The sequence below is a fragment of the Porphyromonas sp. oral taxon 278 str. W7784 genome (genome assembly GCF_000467855.2).
Taxonomy (GTDB): Bacteria; Bacteroidota; Bacteroidia; order Bacteroidales; family Porphyromonadaceae; genus Porphyromonas.
The window spans coordinates 3,009-3,812 of the sequence record NZ_KI259242.1 but is presented as its reverse complement, the minus strand read 5'-3'; positions in this window follow the sequence as shown (position 1 = coordinate 3,812).

The following is an 804-nucleotide window of genomic DNA, read 5'->3' as shown; positions in this document are numbered from 1 at the left end:
CCATTTTAAGAAGCGAGCGGGTGTGATTGCGAAAGCAGTGACACCCGCTTCTCATTTGTAGGAGGGTGAAGTAGCTACGGCTACTTCGCCCTCTTTTTGTTTCCGCCCACCAGACTTTCTAATCCAGACTCCTCCTATCCCCTGCACACAACGTCTTGCCCCTCCCAACGCATGCTCCTCGCTTCCCCCGGCATACACCCTCACATCGAACATCCCGTATAGGGGCATGAAGGTTGAGCTACTTCTCCAAGTACTGCCTCAGCTACTCCCATACTTCTCCCGTCGAAGCCCCTCGCTACACCAGATATAAGCCCTCCCGTCGAACAGCCCCGGACAGAGACATTAAGGTTGAGCTACTTCTCCTGCTACGACCCCAACCTCCCTTGCCCTCCCCTAAAGCAATTCCCCTACTCCTTCCTTTTGACCAGCTTGTAAGCCCAGTTCTCAAGCCTACTTCCGTCTGCCTCACGGAGTAGAGGCAGACGGAGAGGAAGCCTGTTTAAGCCTCTTCTCCTACCGAGCTGTAAGTTGTAGGGATAGGCTTGGGTATCAATTCGTCGAAGTATTAGGACGGGGAAGATAGTAGCTATCGCTTTCCTCCAGTCGCATCTAACTACAAGAGTGGAGGGTGGGGAAGGGATAGACGTCGGGGATTTTAGTCTAGCTACTTCGAGCCTCTACGGGTATCTAATCGGGTGCTTTTAGGGGCTTGATTTTCGCTTCTCCTTGGAGGCTTGGGGAGGGGCCTCTCAGGAAGGGCAAAGAGGGATCCACTGTAGGTCGTCTCTGCGACCTACCGTGGGT